10 protein-coding genes are annotated in these 13,133 nt (G+C 63.7%); 5 read left to right on the top strand and 5 right to left on the bottom strand.

Annotated elements, in window-relative coordinates; genetic code table 11:
* The first annotated feature begins 137 nt into the window (after positions 1 to 137).
* Entirely contained in the window at positions 138 to 1,943 is a 1,806-nt protein-coding gene (locus tag FJ988_RS01685; protein WP_140815007.1) for an IlvD/Edd family dehydratase, read from the top strand.
* 130 nt (positions 1,944 to 2,073) lie between these two features.
* Positions 2,074 to 2,472 (top strand): hypothetical protein, encoded by a 399-nt coding sequence (locus tag FJ988_RS01680; protein ID WP_140815006.1) that lies wholly within the window; start codon positions 2,074 to 2,076, stop codon positions 2,470 to 2,472.
* Positions 2,473 to 2,649: 177 nt separating this feature from the next.
* Here the strand turns inward: FJ988_RS01680 and FJ988_RS01675 are convergent, their stop codons facing one another.
* Positions 2,650 to 4,239, bottom strand: coding sequence for a trimethylamine methyltransferase family protein (locus FJ988_RS01675; protein ID WP_140815005.1), 1,590 nt, complete (start codon positions 4,237 to 4,239; stop codon positions 2,650 to 2,652).
* 219 nt (positions 4,240 to 4,458) lie between these two features.
* Entirely contained in the window at positions 4,459 to 5,952 is a 1,494-nt protein-coding gene (locus FJ988_RS01670; RefSeq protein ID WP_140815004.1) for a PLP-dependent aminotransferase family protein, read from the bottom strand.
* A gap of 106 nt (positions 5,953 to 6,058) precedes the next feature.
* Here FJ988_RS01670 and FJ988_RS01665 point away from each other — a divergent pair, with 106 nt between their 5' ends.
* From FJ988_RS01665 to FJ988_RS01655, 3 genes are all read left to right on the top strand, one after another.
* Positions 6,059 to 6,265 (top strand): hypothetical protein, encoded by a 207-nt coding sequence (locus tag FJ988_RS01665; protein ID WP_140815003.1) that lies wholly within the window; start codon positions 6,059 to 6,061, stop codon positions 6,263 to 6,265.
* 96 nt (positions 6,266 to 6,361) lie between these two features.
* Complete coding sequence (gene pgi / locus FJ988_RS01660; protein WP_140815002.1) at positions 6,362 to 8,005, top strand: glucose-6-phosphate isomerase; 1,644 nt, start codon at positions 6,362 to 6,364, stop codon at positions 8,003 to 8,005.
* A gap of 5 nt (positions 8,006 to 8,010) precedes the next feature.
* A complete protein-coding gene (locus FJ988_RS01655) occupies positions 8,011 to 8,733 on the top strand; it encodes an HAD family hydrolase (RefSeq protein WP_140815001.1) in 723 nt (240 codons plus the stop codon).
* Positions 8,734 to 8,840: 107 nt separating this feature from the next.
* On the opposite strand, the gene FJ988_RS01650 is transcribed toward FJ988_RS01655, so the two are convergent.
* The 3 genes from FJ988_RS01650 to FJ988_RS01640 form a co-directional block, all read right to left on the bottom strand.
* On the bottom strand, positions 8,841 to 9,932 hold the full coding sequence (locus FJ988_RS01650) for a DUF3658 domain-containing protein (RefSeq protein WP_140815000.1): 1,092 nt from the start codon (positions 9,930 to 9,932) through the stop codon (positions 8,841 to 8,843).
* Positions 9,933 to 10,078: 146 nt separating this feature from the next.
* Positions 10,079 to 10,783, bottom strand: a complete 705-nt coding sequence (locus tag FJ988_RS01645) for a class I SAM-dependent methyltransferase (protein ID WP_407067724.1) — start codon at positions 10,781 to 10,783, stop codon at positions 10,079 to 10,081.
* Positions 10,780 to 12,702 carry a long-chain fatty acid--CoA ligase gene (locus FJ988_RS01640; RefSeq protein ID WP_140814999.1) on the bottom strand — a complete coding sequence of 641 codons (1,923 nt, stop codon included), beginning with the start codon at positions 12,700 to 12,702 and terminating at the stop codon, positions 10,780 to 10,782. Before FJ988_RS01640 ends, FJ988_RS01645 begins: the two co-directional genes overlap by 4 nt.
* Positions 12,703 to 13,133: the final 431 nt, after the last annotated feature.

Genomic DNA, 13,133 nt, shown 5'->3' with positions numbered 1-13,133 from the left:
CAAGCGCTATTCCAAAAAGGCCTAACGCAGCGCCCGATGCATGTCTATCGCACCAAAGTCTGGTTTCAGGGCCCTCATGCTCTTGCCTGCACGGGCGCGTTGTCTTATCGATTTGTCATACAAATACGGAGTCCACCATGGCAGGCGCCCCCACCAAGAAGAAGAAGTTTCGCTCGCAGGAGTGGTTCGACAATCCCGACAACCCGGGCATGACGGCGCTCTATCTGGAACGTTACCTGAACTACGGCCTGACCCGCGCCGAATTGATGTCGGGCAAGCCGCTGATCGGCATCGCCCAGACCGGATCCGACCTATCGCCCTGCAACCGTCACCACATCGAGCTCGCCAAGCGCGTGCGCGAAGGCATCGTTTCGATGGGCGGCATTCCGTTCGAATTCCCCTGTCATCCGATCCAGGAAACTGGCAAGCGGCCGACCGCGGCGCTCGACCGCAACCTCGCATATCTCAGCCTCGTCGAGGTGCTCTACGGCTATCCGCTCGACGGCGTCGTGCTGACCATCGGCTGCGACAAGACCACGCCGGCGCTGCTGATGGCAGCGGCCACCGTCAACATCCCGGCGATCGCGCTGTCGGTCGGCCCGATGCTCAATGGCTGGCATCACGGCAAGCGCACCGGCTCCGGCACCATCGTCTGGGAATCCCGTCAAAGGCTCTCGGCCGGCGAGATCGGCTATGACGAATTCATGGACATCGTCGCTTCCTCGGCGCCGTCGACCGGCTATTGCAACACCATGGGCACCGCCACGACGATGAACTCGCTGGCCGAGGCGCTCGGCATGCAATTGCCGGGTTCCGCCGCCATTCCGGCGCCCTATCGCGAGCGCGGCCAGATTTCGTACGAGACCGGCAAGCGCATCGTCGAGATGGTGCATGAGGATCTGAAGCCGTCCGACATCATGACGCGCCAGGCCTTCGAGAACGCCATCGTAGTAAACTCGGCCATCGGCGGCTCGACCAATGCGCCGATCCACCTCAACGCCGTCGCCCGCCATCTCGGCGTACCGCTCGACAATGACGACTGGCAGAAGATCGGCCTCAACGTGCCGCTGATCGTCAATTTGCAGCCGACGGGCGAATATCTCGGCGAGGATTACCACCGTGCCGGCGGCGTGCCGGCGGTGGTGGCCGAACTGATGAAGGCCGGGCTTCTGCCGCATCCCGATGCGGTTACCGCCAACGGCAAGTCGATCGGCGACAATTGCCGCGACGCAGCCAACGAGAACCACGATGTCATCCGCAGCGCCGACAAGCCGCTCAAGGCGAATGCCGGCTTCATCAACCTCAAGGGCAATCTGTTCGATTCCGCCATCATGAAGACCAGCGGCGTCTCGGCGGAATTCCGCGAGCGCTATCTCTCCAATCCGAACGATCCGGAAGCCTTCGAGGGCAAGGCCATCGTCTTCGACGGACCGGAGGATTACCACGCCCGCATCGACGATCCGGCGCAAGGCATCGACGAGCACACCATCCTGTTCATGCGCGGCGCCGGCCCGATCGGCTATCCGGGCGGCGCCGAGGTGGTCAACATGCAGCCGCCGGCCTACCTGATCAAGAAGGGCATCCATGCGCTGGCATGCATCGGTGACGGCCGCCAGTCCGGTACGTCCGGTTCGCCGTCGATCCTCAATGCCTCGCCGGAAGCCGCGATCGGCGGCGGCCTGGCGCTGCTCAAGACCGGCGACCGCGTGCGCATCGACCTGAAGAAAGGCACCGCCAACATCCTCATCAGTGACGAGGAACTCGCCAGCCGCCGCGCGGCGATCAACGGCAATGGCGGTTACCACTATCCGCAGCATCAGACGCCGTGGCAGGAGATTCAGCGCGGCATGGTCGACCAGTTCGACCAGGGAATGGTGCTGAAGCCGGCGGTGAAATATCAGGACGTCGCGCACACCAGGGGCGTGCCGCGCGACAATCACTGATCGCGTATTCGGTCCAATCAAAGGGGCGGCTTGCCGACGGCAGGCCGCCCTTTTTCATGCCCTTGTTTCGGCCGCTCGGAACCTACAGATAAGCCCTGTATCGGCAGGTTCCGCGAACGGGAGGCAATCCATGGCGAAAAGGCGTTCTTCCCTGGGCTTCCTCGGCATGTTCGGCCGCTCAAGCGACCTGCGCCAGCTGGACGACGCCCTGCGCGCCGCCGACCTGCATCCGGCCCTGGTGCCGGAAGGGGTGAAACTCACCATCGTCAACCTGATGAACGACCGCTGGCCGGACGAGCCGCCGGCGCAGGCCTATACGTCGGTAGCGCAGCTCTGCGGCTACTGCGTTGCTGGTCCGGACGTGTTCGAGCGGGCCAATGGCAAGGAGCGCACGCTGGAGGTGGAGCGCCGCATCGAGGCGGCGCTGGAAACCGGCGACAGCTTCGACGCGCAGATCGTGCTGATGACGCTGCACGCCAAGCTGATCAACGCCGAAGTGGTCGAGCGCTACGGACTGAGCGCCGAGTGATCCGCGGAATAGGACGCGTTGAGATTCCGGTCAGGCCGTGTCGGAGTCGAAGACGGGCGCGAAGCGACCAAACAAGGTGGTTTCCGAGAACCGGAGCGGAGCGTACTTAAGTACGTGAGCACCGGAAGCGCAGAAAAATATCGTTTGCAGACCGGCCTCACCGGATATCGATGCGTCCTAGCCGCCCATGCCGCTGCGCGGCAGCTTAATCATCTCGCCGAAGCGGGCGCGCAGCTTGTCGTCGAGCAGGCGCGACACGTGGCGCGGGAAACGCTCGGCCAGCACGCGCTTCTTCTCAGCGATGGCCCTGGACAGGATGTCGGGCCGGCCCTTCTCGTTCCACTCCTTGGGCGAGAAACGGTCGCCGACGGCAGGATAGAAGTATTCGGTCTGCATCAGCCTCAGCGTCTGCTCGTTGCCGAGATAGTGGCCGGGACCGTTCAGGCAGACTTCGGCGATGGTGTCGATCGACAGCGCCTCGTCGGTCACCTCGATGCCGCGCACGCAGCGCAGGCAATGTCCAAGCATGTCGTTGTCGATGATCAGGCTTTCCAGGCAGAAACCGAGCAGCGAGGCATGCATGCCGGCCGATTCATAGACGAGGTTCAGCCCGGCAAGACCGGCCATCACGTCGGTGATGCCCTTTTCATAGCCGGACTGGATGTCGGGCAGTTTCGAATCCGTCATGCCGGCGGCCGAGCCGCCCGGCAGGTCGTAAAATTGCGCCATCTGCGCGCAAGCGGCAGTCAGCACCGCTTGCTCGGCCGAGCCGCCCGACATGGCGCCGGTCCTGAGGTCGGAGACGAACGGCCAGGTGCCGAAGATCGCCGGATGTCCGGGTTTTATCGCGTTGACATAGACCAGGCCCATCAGCACTTCGGCCACCGCTTGGACGACTGCGCCGGCAATCGCCGCGGGCGCCGTGGCGCCGGCCTGACCGGCCGACAAAAGCAGGATCGGAATGCCGCCCTCGACGCAGGCTTCGAGCACGCCGCAGGCGTCCTCGGCGAATTTCATCGGCGGCACGACGAAGCAGTTGGAGTTGGAAACGAAGGGACGCGCCCGGAAATTCTCCTCGCCGCCGGCAATCGCATAAAGCATCTCCAGCGCCGGCTTGACGTTCTCGCGCACGGTGAACGAGGTGCCGACATGCTTGGAGGTCCCCATCACGCAGGCATAGAGCGTGTTGAAATCCATATCGAGCGGATCGGGGATGTCGCGCGGCACCATGGTGCGCTGGAAGAAATGGATGTTGTCCAACCCGTCGACGATGCGGGCGGCGTCATAGAGGTCCTGCAGCAGCGATTCGCGGTATTCACGCTTCTCGACGTCGACCAGATGCACCGCCGCGCCCGCCGTGCCGAAATGCACGCGCTTGCCCTGGATCAGCATGTCGTGCTTCGGATCCTGGCCGTAGAGGGTGAAATTGCGCGCCGCTTGTCTGATCGTGTCCAGCACCAGGGCGCGCGGCAGGCGGATGCGGCCGTCATCGCCATAGGTGCCGCCGATCCGGACCAGCGCCTCGATACAGGACGGGATGGCGTTGGCGAAGCCGACCGTCTCCAGCAGTGTCAGCACCGCTTCGTGGATGCGCTCCTTGTCGTTCTGGCTCAACGGGCCGTAGCTGCCGCCCTCCAGGCCAGCCCGCACTGGCCGGATGTCGTCGGCCAAGGGCGCTGCCCGCATTGCACGGCGCGCTTCGCGCCCGCCGGACCGCCGCGAACGCTGGTCCGACGACGCTTCCTGCTTCTCGAGAGCCACTGACATGGGATGCACTCCACCTTTGATTTTTATCGGTCAGGGCGCAGCGGTTGGTCCACCATCGGCCTGCCTAGTCCCCTTCTGGCCCCGACTATGCTACCGGCATTGGTACAGAATATGGGCCAGGAATCGCCGTCGAGTATACCAGGCGCTGGAGCGGCGGTCGGCCCAAAACGAAAGGAGCCGGCACGAGGCCGGCTCCTTTCGGAAAAGTTCTTTCGATGATCAGGCCGCCGCCGGTCTGCGCCCCGCGGCGGTCGCGAGCTCGCGGATGCCAGGCTCGATATGCTGCAGCGAGATCGAGGAGATGCCCAAGCGCATGAAACGCGAGGGCTTTTCGCTGCGGTCGAAGAAGCGGTCGCCGGGTTCGATGATCACGCTGCGCGAGGCTGCCGCTTCGGCCAAACCGCGCGAGTCGGTGCCGCGCGGCCCTTCGAGCCAGAGCGAGGTGCCGCCCGCCGAGTCGGTCGAGCGCCATTCTGGCAGGAAAGCGGAAATCGCATGGACCAGACGCTTGCGCCGCTCGTCGAAGGCGGCCGACAGCCTGCGCACCAGCGCCTCGTGGTGGCCGAGCGACAGGAACAGCGCCACCGCGCGCTGGTTGTTCGCCGGCGGGTGCCTGAGCATGAAGCGGCGCAGCGCGCGCAGCTCGGCGATCAGCCCGGCCGAGGCGACGATGTAGCCAAGCCGCAGGCCCGGAGCGAGCGTCTTCGACATCGAGCCGACATAGATGACGCGGCCCGAGCGATCGAGGCTCTTCAGCGCCTGCTGCGGCGCCTCGTCGAGAAGCTGGCTGTCATAGCCGTCCTCGATGATGATCTGGTTGTTGCGGTTGGCCCGCGCCAAGAGATCCTGCCTGCGCTCCGCCGACAGCGGCACCATGGTCGGGCAATGGTGGCTCGGCGTGACGAAGACGAAGCCGGAATCGCTCGGGATCGACGACGTGACGATGCCCGACTGGTCGACCGGAACCGGCTGGATATCGGCCCCGGCCAGCCGGAAGATCGAGCGAGCATCCGGATAGCCCGGATCCTCCATCGCGACTTTCGAGCCCTTGGTCATCAGCAGCGTCGCCAGCATGTAGAGCGCGTTCTGCGCGCCCAGCGTCACGATGATCTCGTCCGGATTGGCGAAGATGCCGCGGCGCGGCAGAAGCCTGGCCTGGATCTGCTCGATCAGCAGCGGATCGTCGCGATCGACCATGTCGGACGCCCAGTTGCGGATCTCCAGCACCGCGAGCGCCATACGGTTGCATTCGCGCCATTCGGCGGTCGGGAACAGTGCCGGATCGAACTGGCCGTAGACGAACGGGTAGGACGACTTGATCCAGTTGTCGTGCTTGGCCGGCGGCGGCATGTCGCTGGCGGCGATCTGCCGGCGCGCCTTCCAGTCGATCTCGTTCTGCTGGTCCGGCGCCTTCTGGTGCGGCTTGGCGGGGGTGGCCAGCACGTCGGGGTTGACGAAATGGCCGCGCCGCTCGCGCGCCACGAGAAAACCCTGGTCGACCAGTTGCTGGAACGCCAGCACCACCGTGCCGCGGGCAACGCCAAGTTTTTCCGCGAGAATTCGGCACGACGGCAGCGGCATCGAAGCGGCGATCTGTCGGTCGAGAATGGCCGCGACGATCGCCTGGCGGATCTGTGCCTGGAGGGTTTGGCCGGATTCGGCGGAAATACGGAACAGGCCGGACCATATGGCCGTGTCATTGCGCTGTGGCATGGAGAATCATCCTCGGATGGCCAGCTGTTTTCATTTGGCTGGACCAGTTGAGTGTATGGGTGGCATAAGGGGTTGCGCCAATCAATTTTTCTGATCGCAGGGATTTATGCCAGTGATCTATCAGGCGCGACGCGCAGCGTCGTCGCCGGCGCGATTAAGCGCGATGCGAAGCATCGTCGCGGCACCATCCAAGGCGCGAAGCGACAGCATCATCACCCTCCCGCCCAGCATCGTCACCGCGAAATTCTCGCCCCTCACCGTCAAATACCACGCCTCATCAAAGCGTGATGCGGTGCGGCAAAGCCGCGCTTGAACGAAATGGAAATCGCATCAATAGAATGACGCGCCGACACGCGCCGGAAACATCCGGCCTGTTAAAATGGTCCAAAAACCCGCCAGGAGCCCGCCAGTGGATCAGTCTTCTTTCGACAAGCAACTTGCCGCCTTGCGCGACCAGCGCGCGGCGGCCAAGGGTACGATGCGCGAAGCTTTCGCCGCCGATCCAAAGCGCTTCGAGAAATTTTCCGCCACCGATGGCGACCTTCTGCTCGACTGGTCGAAATGCGCCATCGATGCCGACACCATGGCGATGCTGGAGAAGCTCGCCGGCGCCGCCGACCTGGCTGGCCGCCGCGCCGCCATGTTCGAAGGCAAGAAGATCAACATCACCGAAAACCGCGCCGTGCTGCACACCGCGCTGCGCAACCTCACGGGTAAAAGCGTCATCGTCGACGGGCAGGACACCAAGGCCGACGTCATTGCCGTGCTCGACGCCATGGGCGCCTTCGCCGACGCCATCCGGTCCGGCAAGGCCACCGGCGCCACCGGCAAGAAGATCACCGACATCGTCAACATCGGCATCGGCGGCTCGGATCTCGGCCCGGCCATGGTGACGCTGGCGCTCGCCCCCTACCATGACGGGCCGCGCGCGCATTACGTCTCCAATGTCGACGGCGCCCATATCCACGACACTCTGAAGGGACTTTCGGCCGAAACGACGCTGTTCATCATCGCCTCGAAAACCTTCACCACGGTCGAGACGATGACCAATGCGCAGACGGCGCGCGACTGGGTGCAGAAGGCGCTTGGCGAGAAAGCGGTCGGCAAGCATTTCGCCGCCGTCTCGACGGCCCTCGATCTCGTGGCCAAGTTCGGCATCGAAAAGGACCGCGTCTTCGGCTTTTGGGACTGGGTCGGCGGCCGCTATTCGGTCTGGAGCGCCATTGGCCTGCCGGTGATGATTTCCGTCGGTCCGCGCAACTTCCGCGCCTTCCTCGACGGCGCGCATGAGATGGATGAGCATTTCCGCTCGGCGCCGCTGCAGAAGAACCTGCCGGTTCTTCTCGGCCTGATCGGCTGGTGGCACCGGGTCGTCTGCAAATATCCGGCCCGCGCGGTCATCCCTTACGACCAGCGCCTGTCACGCCTGCCGGCCTATCTCCAGCAGCTCGACATGGAATCGAATGGCAAGAGCGTGACGCTGGACGGCACCGCGGTAGCCACGCCGACCGGCCCGCTGGTCTGGGGCGAGCCCGGCACCAATGGCCAGCACGCCTTCTTCCAACTGCTGCATCAGGGCACCGATTTCATCCCGGTCGAGTTCCTCGCCGCCGCGGTCGGTCACGAACCCGAGCTGAAGCATCAGCACGACCTTCTGCTCGCCAATTGCCTGGCGCAGTCGGAAGCCTTCATGAAGGGCCGCACGCTGGAGGAGGCGCGCGCGCAGATGCTGGCCAAGGGCATGAAATCAGCCGATGTAGACAAGATAGCGCCGCATCGCGTCTTCTCGGGCAACCGCCCGTCGCTGACCATTCTTTACAGGAAGCTCGATCCGCGCACGCTCGGCCGGATCATCGCGCTTTATGAACATCGCGTCTTCGTCGAAGGCACGCTGTTTAACATCAATTCCTTCGACCAGTGGGGTGTCGAACTCGGCAAGGAATTGGCGACAGGCCTGTTGCCTGTCGTTGAGGGCAAGGAGCCTGCCGCAAAACGCGACGCCTCGACTGCCGGTCTGGTGGGACACATCCACCAATTGCGTAGCGTGGAGTAAAAGCATTGGCGGATATCAAAGGAATTCTGTTCGACAAGGACGGCACGCTTGTCGACTTCAACACAACCTGGCTCGGCATTGCCGATTTCATGGCCATGGACGCCGCTGAGGGCGATCGCTGGAAGGCCGATCGCCTGCTCGCCGCCGCCGGCTTCGACTTCGTCACCAAGCGCTTCAAGCCCGATTCGATCTTTGCTTCCGGCTCCAACATGGACGTCGTCGAGCTCTGGTTCCCGCGTCTGTCCGACGAGGACCAGATGCTTGCGGTCTCCCGCTTCAACGAGATCACCTCGGTGCAGGGCTCATCGATGGCCGTCGCGTTACCCGGCATCATCGAGTCGCTGCGGACCTTGCACCAACGATCCTTCCGGATGGGCGTCGCCACCAACGATTCGACCAGCGGCGCCGAAAAGACGCTGGCGACGCTCGGCATCGCGCAGCTCTTCGATGCCGCCTTCGGCTATGACGCCGTGGCCAACTCCAAGCCGGCGCCCGACACGGTGGTCGCGTTCTGCGATCTGACCGGGTTGAAAGCAAACGAGATCGCCATGGTCGGCGACAACCGCCACGATCTCGAAATGGCGCGCGCCGGCGGCTGCGGCCTGGCGGTGGGCGTGCTCTCCGGCACCGGCACGCGCGATTCGCTGGCGCCGCTGGCCGACGTCATCCTGGATTCGGTCGCCGACCTGCCGGATTTCTTGGCGGCAAGGGTCAAGGAGACGATCTGACCGGGAAGGCTTGGGCAAAAAAGCACGTTGCCCTCAACCGCCGAGATTGGGCCACAAGCGGACCGGCTGGTCCGCAGAGGCTCTTCCGAAAGAAGACGCCTATCTTGCTAATCCGGGAGCCGTACTTCGCATTGTCGCATGAGCCAGGGGTCGCCATGGGCGATGAGCTTTCCCTGATCGACAAGGGCAACGATACGGGTCAGCAGCATCAGGTCGCCGACCTGGGTATATGGCTCCATATTGTGTCCCATAGTCTCGGCGATGACGCGTGCAACCTTGCGCCAATCTTTGCTGGCCCGCTCGAGAAGAAGCGCGTCGAAAACATCCGCAGGCGCCGAGACCAGCCCAGAATCTGCGACGATACGGAACGGTGCGTTTTCGGATTTCAACGTTCGCCAGCGTCGCGCGGCATCCTCTCGTTCCTGGCTCGTCAACGCGCGTTGCGTGCCAAACAACGAGGCGAGCTCCGTCTCGCTCATCAGCGAAACGGCCTGTTTGGGGCTCGATAATCGCGGCTTGCCGTCGGGCCGTGTCAACGGCATCTGCAGCCCGGTGACATCGATGATGTCGTAGGGGCGGTCGCCAAGGCGATCCACCAGGGCCAGGAAGAAAGCATGCTCCTGGGCGCTATGGCGTCCGACCCAGACGACGAGACGGTCCGAGGTCGACATGATTTGCTTCCAGAAACCGTCGAGATCGACGTCGTGCCGCTCGTACTCGTCGTATATCGACGCCCACCAGCGCACTCGCGCAGAGGGCTCTTCGGAATCAATTGGGCCGCAGCTGAGATCGTCGCGATAATTGATCACATCGTCGGTACGCCCGCTCGTGCGGACCGCCCGGCGAAGCGAACCGCCCGCCGAATGGCCGGGCGCGATGTGCAGGATGCCGCTGCGCCACCTCTGCGTCCCGTCCGGGTTCAGATCTCTCTTGAAATAGTCGGTGTCGGAAACCGTGAAATGCACGACCAGCCGTCCGTCCGACAGCAGAAGCCGGTATGTGGTGGTTTTGCCGGATGACCAATGGGAAGCGAAGCGGACTTCGTCATTCCCATAGATCAGGTCCTGGATTTCCGCTCGTTCGCCGTTGGAGCCATCGATGGCGCACACGACGAGGTGGCCATCGACAATCTTGATCTCGATCGTCGTGGTCGTGTGCCAGTCGTTTCCAGCGATCCAGCGACCAACAAAATCCTCCATCGGTCTTAATCCTCGCCATTGCTCATACACAGATTAGATCAGCCGTCTCGCCGATGCACCTCGCGTCCGTGTCGGTCGAGAGAGACAACTCTTGCAGCGACCGGAATTAGGCGCAAAGAGTCGTTTGGTGAGTCGAAACCGGCCACTCAGCGATCGCGCTCTTTCTCCAATGAAAACACTCCACTTGGCCGAACCACAGCACCCTTCGCGTCGCCGAAATCCGGCACCTGATATTCGTCGAGCAACCGCAACCGCGATCTGGGCAGCCAAGCGCGGCCGGGATCGCCGACCAGCACCTCGATGCCGGCGGCGAGGCAGCGATCGAGGAAGGGCATCATGCGCAGCCCCACCTCCTGCGCGTAGAAGACGTCCCCGGCCAGCACCAGATCGACGGCCGGCGGCAGACCGGCGGTGATGTCTTTGTCGACGATATCGATGGCAACGCCATTGGCCGCTGCGTTGAGGCGGAGCGCCGCGATGCCGTTGCGGTCGATCTCGGCCGCGATGACTTCGCGCGCGCCGGCCTTGGCCGCAGCCATGCCGACCAGCCCCGAGCCGGCGCCGAGATCGAGCATCCGTCTTCCGGCGACGACCGACGGCTTGTCGAGAATGTAGCGCGCCAGCACGGCGCCGCCGGCCCAGGCATAGGCCCAGTAGGGCGGCTGCGGCTCGGCCTTGCTGTCGTCGTCCGGTTCGAGCAAACGCCTCAGCCCGCTGCCGGGATGGGCAAGGTAGAGCTGGATCTCCGGCAACGAAGGCACCAGCATAAGCCGCATGTTCGCCTGGATGAACGCGGCGGGATCGAGCCTCTGGGCAGGCTCCCGCGTTGCGTTTCCGGACGCTTCGCTCAAGCCGGGTCCCGCAGCGCGCGCCGCAGGATCTTGCCGACCGGCGTCTTCGGCAGTTCGGTGCGGAACTCGATGAATTTCGGCCGCTTGTAGCCGGTCAGGTTCTCGCGGCAATAGGCCATCAGCGTCTCGACGGTGAGCGCCGGGTCCTTCTTCACCACGAACAGTTTAGGCACTTCGCCCGAATGCTCGTCCGGCACCCCGATCGCCGCAACTTCCAGCACGCCGGGGTGATGCGCCACCACTTCTTCCAATTCGTTCGGGTAGACGTTGAAGCCCGAGACCAGGATCATGTCCTTCTTGCGGTCGACGATCTTGGTGTAGCCGCGCTCGTCCATGAAGCCCATGTCGCCGGATTTGAAGAAGCCGCCCTTGGTCATCACCTTGGCGGTCTCGTCGGGCCGGTTCCAATAGCCGGCCATCACCTGCGGTCCCTTGATGCAGATCTCGCCGACTTCGCCCAGCGGGACGTTGTTGCCGTCGTCGTCGCGGATGGCGATCTCGGTCGAGGGCAGCGGCAGGCCAATCGTGCCGGTGAATTCACTGGCGCTGAACTTGTTGGCGGTGGCCACGGGCGAGGTCTCGGACAGGCCGTAGCCTTCGCTGACCGCGCAGCCGGTCAGCGCCTTCCAGCGCTCGGCCACGCCCTTCTGCACCGCCATGCCGCCGCCCAGCGTCAGGATCAGCGGCTTGAAGTCGAGCTTGCGGAACTCCTCATTGTTGAGCAGCGCGTTGAACAGCGTGTTGAGGCCGGGGAAGATATGCGCCGGATATTTGCCGAGCTCCTTGACGAAGCCCGGAATGTCGCGCGGATTGGGGATCAGCACATTCTGCGCACCCTGCTGCATGCCCATCAGCGCGTTCACCGTCAGCGCGAAGATATGATAGAGCGGCAGCGCGCAAATGAAGTTGAGATGCGCCGGCTTCGGCTTCACCGTATAGGCATCCTCCACCCACAGCGAATTCTGCACGACGTTGGACAGCACGTTGCTGTGCAAAAGCACCGCGCCCTTCGAGATGCCGGTGGTGCCGCCGGTATATTGCAGGAAGGCGATGGCGTCGCCCGAAACCGCCGGTGGCTTGAAGGCGATCGTGGCGCCGGTCTTGAGCGCGGCGTTGAACTTCACATGGCCGGGCAGCGACCAGGCCGGCACCATCTTCTTCACCCGCCGCACGACCAGATTGACGATAGCGCCCTTGAGCCCGCCCAGCAGGTCGCCCATGGCGGCCACCACCACATGCTTGACGGGCGTCCTGGCGACCACCGCCTGCAGCGTGCCGGCGAAGTTTTCCAGGATGACGATCGCCTGCGCGCCGGAATCCTTCAGCTGATGCTCGAGCTCGCGCGGCGTGTAGAGCGGGTTGACGTTGACCACCGTGTAACCGGCGCGAAGCACCGCCATCATCGCCACCGGATATTGCAGCACGTTGGGCATCATCAATGCCACGCGCGCGCCCTTCTCCAGGCCCTTCGACTGCAGATAGGCGCCGAAGGCGGCCGACAGCCGCTCCAACTCGGCATAGGTGATCGACTTGCCCATGCAGACATAGGCCGGCTGGCTGGCGAATTGCTTGCAGGCGCCGACGAGGAAGTCGCCGATCGAATTGTAGGGCAGGGTGCCGATCTCGGCCGGCATGTTCTTCGGGTAGCTCTTCAGCCACGGCTTTTCCGGCAGCCCGGCAGTCAGCGCGGTGATCGCTTTCGGCAGGCGCTTGGAGGCGGATTTCGCGGCGTCCTTCGTAGGAGCGGCTTTCGCGGCGGCTGCCTTTGCGGTCGCAGGCTTGGCCTTCGCGGCAGTCGATTTGGCGGCGGCTTTCGCCTTGGGCGCGGCGGCGGCTTTGGCGGGCTTCGGCGCGTCGCTCGCGGCGGCAGGCTTGGCTTTTGCTTTCGCCGGCGCTGTCGTCTTTGCTGCTTTTGCCACCCTGTCTCTCCCTGTCGCCTTCGCTGTGGCGCACGCTCTTGAAACAAGCGTCCTCCGCGCCGGTCGGGGATTCCCCCAGGAAATCCGCCAGCATCTATGTATTGCCTCTATCGGCGGCGGTGCAAGTCTTGCCCCAGCGGCAAGGCGAGGAAAGATTTGCCGTCGAAATCCTCGTCTTCGGCCGCCCGGCATCGGGTTTGAGCAGCAGCTTGACTTTCGCCATTCGCGCCGCGCCAAAGCCATTCCGAATGGCGGCATATCAATAAAAAAATGGCGTCGTTAACATTGTCGTGAGCGGAAAAAACTGCTCATTTTTTCTCCATTCTGAGCAAAGACTAGATTCTTTTCCTGCTTCCCATGGGGTACGCAAACGAGGTGTTCCAAAGCCGAGGAAACGGTGCTTATATGCGCCCTTCACCGGCCTGATAGAG

The sequence above is a fragment of the Mesorhizobium sp. CU3 genome, assembly GCF_006442965.1.
In the GTDB taxonomy this organism is placed as follows: domain Bacteria; phylum Pseudomonadota; class Alphaproteobacteria; order Rhizobiales; family Rhizobiaceae; genus Mesorhizobium.
This window is presented reverse-complemented; position numbering and strand designations above follow the sequence as displayed.

What these genes read in the sequence shown, in the direction of transcription:
- FJ988_RS01685 (WP_140815007.1), top strand. Translation starts at nt 138, where the DNA reads ATGGCAGGCGCCCCCACCAAGAAGAAGAAGTTTCGCTCGCAGGAGTGG.
- FJ988_RS01680 (WP_140815006.1), top strand. Translation starts at nt 2,074, where the DNA reads ATGGCGAAAAGGCGTTCTTCCCTGGGCTTCCTCGGCATGTTCGGCCGC.
- FJ988_RS01675 (WP_140815005.1), bottom strand. Translation starts at nt 4,239, where the DNA reads ATGTCAGTGGCTCTCGAGAAGCAGGAAGCGTCGTCGGACCAGCGTTCG.
- FJ988_RS01670 (WP_140815004.1), bottom strand. Translation starts at nt 5,952, where the DNA reads ATGCCACAGCGCAATGACACGGCCATATGGTCCGGCCTGTTCCGTATT.
- FJ988_RS01665 (WP_140815003.1), top strand. Translation starts at nt 6,059, where the DNA reads ATGCCAGTGATCTATCAGGCGCGACGCGCAGCGTCGTCGCCGGCGCGA.
- FJ988_RS01650 (WP_140815000.1), bottom strand. Translation starts at nt 9,932, where the DNA reads ATGGAGGATTTTGTTGGTCGCTGGATCGCTGGAAACGACTGGCACACG.